This is a genomic window from Streptomyces sp. NPDC050388 (genome assembly GCF_040655635.1).
Taxonomy (GTDB): domain Bacteria; phylum Actinomycetota; class Actinomycetes; order Streptomycetales; family Streptomycetaceae; genus Streptomyces.
Genome location: NZ_JBFAKH010000170.1, coordinates 1 through 7,091, shown reverse-complemented (window position 1 = coordinate 7,091; position 7,091 = coordinate 1). Strand labels below are relative to the sequence as shown.

Genomic DNA, 7,091 nt, shown 5'->3' with positions numbered 1-7,091 from the left:
ATCGCACGGGAGGTCTACCAGCTCATCGCCACTCCGAGCCCCGCAGCCAGCCGCGCACGTGCCGCAATCGCTACTTGACATCCATAGGGGCATCAGTGCCGTCGGACGGGTTGGTGCCGGCATTCCAGTGGCGGAAGGCGCCCCGGTCGTAGCCGTCACGGGACTCGGTGCCCACCGGCAGACGGGTAACGGCCTCGGCCAGCGGGAGCGTCTCCGCGGCGTGTGCGGGAGAGGGGAGCGTGAGGGGCAGGGCGGCGAGGGAGGCGGCGGCCAGGCCGCGCAGCACGGTGGTGAGCATGAGCCGTTGATAGCGGCCCGCGGCGGGGCGTGATCGGCTGTTTGCCGAGTGCGCCGCCCGTGTGGGTGCAATGGTCATACCGGCACAGGCGCGGCGTCCTCCTTTTTCCTGCGCGCGTCGCGGTTGCACGTGGTCCTGGGCTCGGCGCCGGACCATGACGGGCGGGGTCACCTCTCGTTTGGCCACACCCTCAGCACGGCTCCGGTCTCCGCATCGACCAGGGTGACCTGGGCGTCCGGCAGCGCACCGTACACGCCGACCCAGAGGACGAACTTGTTGCGGGCTGTGGCCTCGCTGCCCCACCAGCCGTGCATCGTCGGGCGGCCTGCCGCGGTCAGGGTCAGGTGATAACGCCGGTCGGAACCGGGGCTCATCCCGCCAGCCTCCCTCGGGCGGGCAGCCGCCCGCCACCAGGACGGCGCCCGCGCGGGAGTGCCACCTAGCGGAGGACGTTCCGGTGACCGGCCGGGGCGGCGGGCGGGACCCTCGGGCCGGGGGCGGGGGGCGGTGCGGGCATCACCCGGGCCAGGTCGCGGCGGATGCGATCGGCTTCCCCGCGCACCTGGGCGGGGACGTCGCCGCGCTCGGCGACGAGGCGGCTGTAGACGGGGGTCTCCCGGAGCACGGCGGGCTCTGCTCTCTGTCGGGTGGCCGGGCGGCGGTCGGCTGCGCATGGGCGGGCGGGACGGTGAACTGCACGGTTCCTCCGGCGGGCGCCCCGGCCCACAGCTGGGCACATCGGTACAGGGGCCGGGCCACTCTGCGCGGGCGGTGCTGCGCCCGGCGCCCCGAAGAGGCGGCGCCGGGCACCTGCAGGCGTCAGGTGGTGGTGGGCCAGGTCCGCAGCAGAGCGGCGATCTTCCCGGCGGTGCAGGCCGGGTCCAGGAGCAGGTCCTTGAGGGCGACGGCGTCCGCGCGGGCGGGCTTGACGGTGATCCCGGCGGCCTCGAGGTACATGACGCCGGTGGCGGCGGCGACGGCCAGGTTGGAGCGCTCCAGCCAGCGGCACCGGCCCAGCGTGTGCACCAGGGCGGCGGCCTTGGCGTAGGGGCCGTCGTAGACGGGCTGCTCGAACAGTTCGGCCCGGTGGCGGGCGACCGCCGAGACCGGGACGCCGTAGTCGTCGGGGGCCGGATCGTTGACCCCGGCGGCCTCGGCGACCTGCAGGATCCAGGGAACGTCGATGTGCAGGTCCATCAGGCGGCGCGCGCTCCCCGAGGCGTGTGCCGGGCGTCTTCGGCTTCGTCGAAGAGTGCCTGGTGGTCGGTCAGGAAGCGGGCGGCGGCGTCCACCGCGCGGGCGCGCAGGCCGCTGGCGTCGTCCTGTACCAGCCGGGCGAGGTAGTCGCCGATGCTCAGTCCCAGGTCGGCGGCGCGCTTCTTGGCGAGTTCCGCGACGTCCTCGTCCACGCGGGCGCCCAGTTGTGTCTTTGCCATACCCGCATGGTAACAGCTGTTACCGCAATGTTCGGGCGGCCGCGCCGGAGCGGCGTGTCCCGCCCGTCCTCGTCCGAGGCAAAGGACCCGCACGCACAAAGGTGCATCCGGCCCTCTCTGGCCTCTGACCTGCGACCTCGAGGTAAGCGGATACTCAGTTCCGGCCGGCGGGACGAGGGGCGGAACAGGCGCGGCACGGCCTTCCTGCAGCGCATCGCGGTCGAACGTGGCCGGTTGGCGGGCGGCCGGGGAGGAGCGGGCTGCTCCGGCCTCGTCCGGCCACGCGATCACGCGGCGGAAGGTCAGCACGCGCGTCCGGCCGGACCCGGTCGGTGACGCTGCGCGGGCGGGAGAACTTCGGCAGGCGTTGGAGCGTCGTGCCGGGTATGAGGCCGCTCAACGACGCGCATGTGGTGGAGCCGGGACTTGCGGTGGTGGAGGTGGCGGCTGCCGATGGCGAGACGGCGTTCGCGGTCCAGGAGCTGCTCGCCTCGCGGTGGGTGATTGCGCCGGCGGACCGCACGACCCACGAACCGGGCGAGCCGGGTGTACGGCTGCGCTGCTTCCTGGACCTGCGCCAGCGGTCCGACGCGTAGACCGGCGAAGGCGTGTTCGCCTTCCTCGTGCCGGCTCGCAGCAGGCCGGACAGCATCGGGGTTCTTGGGGGAAGGAATCCGGTGTGATGTGGAAGGTGCCGGAGCCGATGCTGAGCACTCCCGTACCCGAGCCTGATCTGCGGCCGGGCTGGGCGAGCGAGCCGAGTTGGGACAGTTCTCCAGACGCCTTGAATGTGTCTCAGGAAGCCGCGAAGCAGGAAAAGGCGTACTCCTGCCTCGGCGACCGCCGTTCGAACGGTGATACGACGTCTGCCCCAGCCGCTTTGCCAGACAGGCGGTAGGGAAGTCGGTGACGTTAGAGCTGATCAGCTGGAGCGCATTGACGGCGAGGGAGCGCTCACAGGCGCCCGATCCGTCCGGTCACTCGGGCTCTCGTTCTGCATGTGCCCGTGGGCCGCAGACGATGCCATGCACAGCCCGAACCGTCGACGATCGCGCTCCGGCTTTCACGCACCGCTCGCCGCTTCGCAGGGCCATCGGACTGTGCGGCCGCTGACGGCTTCGTTACCGCTGGCGGCGTCCGGGAACACATGCCACACCTGCCCAGACCGCGTGGCATTACCGCTCGCGAGGGCGCAGGTACGGAGCACCCAGCTACAGGAAGGGATCTGATGACGACGGCGCGGGACGTCATGACCGGCGGGGCCGAGTGCCTCGGCGCCGAGGAGACGGCGCTGGACGCGGCCCGCACGATGAAGGACCTCGAGGTTGGCGCGCTGCCGATCTGCGGCACCGACAACAAGCTCAAGGGCATGCTCACCGACCGGGACATCGTGGTGAAGGTCCTCGGCGCGGGCAAGGATCCCGCCTCCTGTCCGGCCGGTGACCTCGCCCGGGGCGAGGCCGTCACCATCGGCGCCGACGACGACGCGGAAGAGATGCTGCGCACGATGATCCAGCACAAGGTGCGCCGCCTGCCGGTGAGCGACGGGCACGACCTGGTCGGCATGGTCGCGCAGGCCGACGTGGCCCGCTCCCTGCCCGACCCGAAGGTCGGCGACCTGCTCCAGGCCCTGTCCACCGACTGACCATCCGGCTGGTGCCCCTGGGGCGCGGGCCGCCCGCCGGAAAGGCACCGGCATGGTGGCCCGGGTCCGGGGCACACGGGGCGGTGTACCACCCCTGTGAATGGCGGCGAAAAGGGAGGCTCCCGATACTCATGGCACACCCCGCGGTATTGCGGAACCTGATCGAGCAGCACGACGCGCTGCGCATCCTGCACGCCGAGGACGGCAGCCCGGAGGTGCGCCAGCGCATGGACGACGTCGCCTACACGCTGTGCGTGTCGACCGGCACCCGCGACATCGACGCCGCCCTCATCGCCGCCCGCCATCAGCTTCCCGGCGCCCGCACCGAGGACGACTCCCTCCTCACGGCCTGACCACTGCTCGCATCGACCCCCCATGAGCACCACGGCGAACCTGCCGACTCTCACCAGCCTTGAGGAACTGACCCGGCTGGTCACCAGCCGCCGCGGACTGTACGTGCGCTGGTCCCGGGGCCCGGAACGCGACCTGCCCGAGGTGACCAGCACGGACGACCTGACCGGAGTGAAACTGCCGGGCTTGTCGGCCAGCCCTCTGGACGTCGAGGCCTGGTGGGGAGAGCGCCCCGTGCGCATCTGGGTCGCGCGGCGGCTGTACGACTACTGCCACCTTCCCCGCGTGAAGGACCGCCGCACCCGGCCCTGGGTCTTGCACGGCTCCGAAGCTGCCCGGGGGCCGGACAACGAACCCCTGGTGACAGATGTCGAACCGCTCGGCTGGATCGCCGACCGCGTTATCGACGAGGCCCGCCACGTCGTCACCGACCAGCCTGGGCGCTGGGGCCCCCTCGACCGCAACGGAACGACGTGACAGGCAGCACCGCCCGCCCGTCGTCGGCGGACGTGACACCGACGACGACCGGTCCAGGTCCCGTCAAACGGTCCTTGCGGTGACCAGGAAGCCGGCCACCCAGGCCTTGGCGGTTCGAAGGAGAGGGAGCCTTTCGGAACTCGCCGATCCAGTGGAGGAACTCCGCCCACGGGGGCATGGCGCGGGACATTCTGAGGCCGGTGATACGGCTGATGTCGAGGATTACGGAAGAAGCCGGGGGTGAATTTCGGACATGCATATGCCGAGCCGGCTGGCCTCTCGGTTGACCCACCAGAGGGAATCCTGCGGCCTGGGGGCGCGAACGGTGGCCCGAATGCGCACATGACGGAAAACTGCCAGGGCGGTTCCGTGCTCGCCGCCCGCACCGGGGCACTCCCGGCCGTGCGCGATTCCCCCTCGCTCTCAGGAGGCGCCCCCATGACGTTCAATCCCCTGGAGCAGCGGGGCATCCCGCTGGACCGCCAGCTGCGCAGCTGGCGTGAGCTGAACGTGGACCCGATCGACCCGGACCACTGCGACCCCTACACCCGCTGCCGCATCATCACCATGAACGGCATCGAGGTGGAGGCGATCCTGTTCAGCCACCAGCTCGCCCGCCACACGGCCGACCCGGAGATCAAACGGCAGCTGGCGCGGGTGCGCTACATCGAGGCGCAGCAGCAGAAGGCCGTCAACTGGCTCCTGCCCGGCGTCTCCTCGGTGCTGGAGACGACGATCGCCTACGAGCAGGTCGCCGTCGACCTGACGGCGTGGGTGGCGCGGATGGAGCCGGACCCGTATCTGAAGCAGGCCTACCAGTTCGGGGTGCTGGAGGACTTCGACCACCTGTACCGGTACGCGAACCTGTACGAGATGATCGAGCACCGCAAGGCGGAGTCGATCGTCGACAACCTGACCGAGGTCATGCCGGGCCGGCCCACCCGGTTCCACCACCGCGACCCGGTCGACAACGTCCGCGACCCGTACGACAAAGGCACCGCGAGTCCGCTGTCGAAGCTGCACGCGCTGACGATCATGTCGGCGGAGCAGCAGACCATGAACTTCTACATGAACACCGGCCCCACCTACATGGAGCCGATCGCCCGCCAGCTCTACCAGGAGATCGGGCTGATCGAGGAGGAGCACGTCACCCACTACGAGTCCCTGGTGGACCCGGGCGAGACGTGGTGGGAGCAGCTCGTGAACCACGAGTACAACGAGTGCTACCTGTACCACTCCTTCATGGAGCAGGAGAGCGACCCGAGGGTGAAAGCGATCTGGGAGCTGCACCTGAACATGGAGCTGGAGCACCTGCACGCCGCCTGTGACCTGATGCGCCGGCACGACGGCCGCGACCCCGCCTCGGTGCTAGCGCCCGAGCTGCCGAACGTGCTCACCTTCGAGCCCAACAAGGGCTACCTGCGCGAGCTGCTGGACACCCAGATGGACCTGACCACGCTCGGGGCCGGCTACGTGCGTGAGGCGCACGAGCGGTTCGAGAGGATGCAGGAGCAGATCCACGGCGGCGAGGCGCCCCCCAGCGACCGGGTGATGGCCGAACACGATCAGATGTTCGGCCGCGAGTACCGCGTGCAGACCGAGGGCGAGCACCCCGACCCCGCGCAGCGCGAGAAGTAGGGGAGAGCCGCCATGTCGGAGTTGCACACCCCGCACGCCGGGAACGACAGGTCCATGGACGACGACGTGGTCGCGTTGCTGATGCGCCAGCACGGCGACATCCGCAACCTCTTCGACGAGGTCGAGGCCGCTACCGGTACGGAGCGCCGGGACGCCTTCCGCCGCCTGGTGCGGCTGCTGGCAGTGCACGAGACCGCGGAGGAGGAGGTGGTCCACCCCTTCGCCCGAGGGGCGCTGCCGGGCGGCGAGCAGGTCGTGGAGGAACGCCTCGCCGAGGAGAAGGCGGCCAAGGAAACCCTCGCGCCCCTCGACGAGATGGACACCGACGATCCGACGTTCCTGCCCCGGCTGCGCAGGCTGCGCCGGGACGTCCAGGAGCACGCCCGGGCCGAGGAGCGCTACGAGTTCAGCCACCTCCGCCGCAACGCCGACCCCGCCCGGCTGGCCGCGATGGCCAGGGCCATCAAGGCCGCCGAGGCGATGGCCCCCACCCGGCCGCACCCGGGCGTGGAGTCCGCGGCGAAGAACGTGGCGCTCGGACCCGTCGCCGCCCTCATGGACCGCACCAGGGACGCCGTGCGCAAAGCCATGGGCAAGGACGGCTGAGAGGGCAGGCGGGGTTCAGCCGGGCACTGCGCCGGCCGGGCAACGCGGGCGAGCACGGCAGGTGAAGGAGAGCGCATGAAAATCGACGAGTCCTTGCTCAGGAAACTTTTGGACGCTCCGCGGGACGACACCGTCCTGCTGCTGGTGGAGGGCAGGGCTCAGGTGGTCGAGCAGTCCGCCCTCGACAGCGACCAGTGGCACGGTGCGGCCGTGCTCCTGTCGCGGGCGGAACTCGTGGAACGGCTCGGTACGTCCTCGCCCACGGGCGAGGACGTCGCACGACTGGCGGCATCGCTCCAGGACGCCGTCGACAAACTTGGCGCCTGAACGCCGGCCACGAACACGCCAACCGGCACTGTCACATTGGCTGACCGGGTGAAATGATCTTCTGAGTGGTCATGCTGGAAAGGGGCCGTTCGTGGACAGCGCGCCGCCGTCGTACCAGGGGCCCCGGCACCCGGCCGAGATCATCAAGGTAGAGCCGCTTGTACGGCGGCGGCGCGGACGACCCGCGCGATCCCCTCCCCGGCACGATCAACCACGAGATCACCCCGGGCCGGTCGGCCCACGGGACAACGCCGTCGGACGGTCTCGCGGGCGGCAGGCGGGCAAGCGGGCCGGACATGCGGACCTGGCGCAA

Annotated in this window: 11 protein-coding genes and 1 pseudogene; 7 read left to right on the top strand and 5 right to left on the bottom strand. The window is 70.7% G+C overall.

Going from position 1 to position 7,091, the window contains the following annotated elements; genetic code table 11:
- Window positions 1–97: 97 nt before the first annotated feature.
- The 5 genes and pseudogenes from AB0I73_RS39570 to AB0I73_RS39550 form a co-directional block, all read right to left on the bottom strand.
- Window positions 98–298 (bottom strand): annotated as a pseudogene (locus AB0I73_RS39570) (HNH endonuclease); the annotation flags it as partial.
- Window positions 299–465: 167 nt separating this feature from the next.
- The gene (locus tag AB0I73_RS39565; RefSeq protein WP_363045237.1) at window positions 466–672 is read right to left on the bottom strand and encodes a hypothetical protein; all 207 of its coding nucleotides are present in this window, start codon (window positions 670–672) and stop codon (window positions 466–468) included.
- A gap of 65 nt (window positions 673–737) precedes the next feature.
- A complete protein-coding gene (locus AB0I73_RS39560; protein WP_363045236.1) occupies window positions 738–923 on the bottom strand; it encodes a hypothetical protein in 186 nt (61 codons plus the stop codon).
- Window positions 924–1,117: 194 nt separating this feature from the next.
- The gene (locus AB0I73_RS39555; RefSeq protein WP_363045235.1) at window positions 1,118–1,495 is read right to left on the bottom strand and encodes a fic family toxin-antitoxin system, toxin component; all 378 of its coding nucleotides are present in this window, start codon (window positions 1,493–1,495) and stop codon (window positions 1,118–1,120) included.
- Window positions 1,495–1,734: a hypothetical protein gene (locus AB0I73_RS39550; protein ID WP_363045234.1), complete on the bottom strand. Its 240-nt coding sequence runs from the start codon at window positions 1,732–1,734 to the stop codon at window positions 1,495–1,497. Before AB0I73_RS39550 ends, AB0I73_RS39555 begins: the two co-directional genes overlap by 1 nt.
- A 386-nt stretch (window positions 1,735–2,120) precedes the next feature.
- Here AB0I73_RS39550 and AB0I73_RS39545 point away from each other — a divergent pair, with 386 nt between their 5' ends.
- The 7 genes from AB0I73_RS39545 (at window position 2,121) to AB0I73_RS39515 (ending at window position 6,778) form a co-directional block, all read left to right on the top strand.
- Window positions 2,121–2,330, top strand: coding sequence for a DUF6207 family protein (locus AB0I73_RS39545; RefSeq protein ID WP_363045233.1), 210 nt, complete (start codon window positions 2,121–2,123; stop codon window positions 2,328–2,330).
- A 632-nt stretch (window positions 2,331–2,962) separates the two neighbouring features.
- On the top strand, window positions 2,963–3,379 hold the full coding sequence (locus tag AB0I73_RS39540) for a CBS domain-containing protein (RefSeq protein ID WP_363045232.1): 417 nt from the start codon (window positions 2,963–2,965) through the stop codon (window positions 3,377–3,379).
- Between the two features lie 125 nt (window positions 3,380–3,504).
- Window positions 3,505–3,732, top strand: a complete 228-nt coding sequence (locus AB0I73_RS39535) for a DUF5133 domain-containing protein (RefSeq protein ID WP_363045238.1) — start codon at window positions 3,505–3,507, stop codon at window positions 3,730–3,732.
- 22 nt (window positions 3,733–3,754) lie between these two features.
- Window positions 3,755–4,207, top strand: a complete 453-nt coding sequence (locus tag AB0I73_RS39530; protein WP_363045231.1) for a DUF6098 family protein — start codon at window positions 3,755–3,757, stop codon at window positions 4,205–4,207.
- Window positions 4,208–4,645: 438 nt separating this feature from the next.
- The gene (locus AB0I73_RS39525) at window positions 4,646–5,845 is read left to right on the top strand and encodes a hypothetical protein (protein ID WP_363045230.1); all 1,200 of its coding nucleotides are present in this window, start codon (window positions 4,646–4,648) and stop codon (window positions 5,843–5,845) included.
- Window positions 5,846–5,857: 12 nt separating this feature from the next.
- Window positions 5,858–6,451 (top strand): hemerythrin domain-containing protein, encoded by a 594-nt coding sequence (locus AB0I73_RS39520; RefSeq protein ID WP_363045229.1) that lies wholly within the window; start codon window positions 5,858–5,860, stop codon window positions 6,449–6,451.
- A 75-nt stretch (window positions 6,452–6,526) separates the two neighbouring features.
- Window positions 6,527–6,778, top strand: coding sequence for a hypothetical protein (locus AB0I73_RS39515; RefSeq protein ID WP_363045228.1), 252 nt, complete (start codon window positions 6,527–6,529; stop codon window positions 6,776–6,778).
- The last annotated feature ends 313 nt before the right edge of the window (window positions 6,779–7,091 follow it).

Coding starts and splice junctions, on each gene's coding strand:
- AB0I73_RS39565 (WP_363045237.1), bottom strand. CDS start 672: ATGAGCCCCGGTTCCGACCGGCGTTATCACCTGACCCTGACCGCGGCA.
- AB0I73_RS39555 (WP_363045235.1), bottom strand. CDS start 1,495: ATGGACCTGCACATCGACGTTCCCTGGATCCTGCAGGTCGCCGAGGCC.
- AB0I73_RS39550 (WP_363045234.1), bottom strand. CDS start 1,734: ATGGCAAAGACACAACTGGGCGCCCGCGTGGACGAGGACGTCGCGGAA.
- AB0I73_RS39545 (WP_363045233.1), top strand. CDS start 2,121: ATGAGGCCGCTCAACGACGCGCATGTGGTGGAGCCGGGACTTGCGGTG.
- AB0I73_RS39540 (WP_363045232.1), top strand. CDS start 2,963: ATGACGACGGCGCGGGACGTCATGACCGGCGGGGCCGAGTGCCTCGGC.
- AB0I73_RS39530 (WP_363045231.1), top strand. CDS start 3,755: ATGAGCACCACGGCGAACCTGCCGACTCTCACCAGCCTTGAGGAACTG.
- AB0I73_RS39525 (WP_363045230.1), top strand. CDS start 4,646: ATGACGTTCAATCCCCTGGAGCAGCGGGGCATCCCGCTGGACCGCCAG.
- AB0I73_RS39520 (WP_363045229.1), top strand. CDS start 5,858: ATGTCGGAGTTGCACACCCCGCACGCCGGGAACGACAGGTCCATGGAC.
- AB0I73_RS39515 (WP_363045228.1), top strand. CDS start 6,527: ATGAAAATCGACGAGTCCTTGCTCAGGAAACTTTTGGACGCTCCGCGG.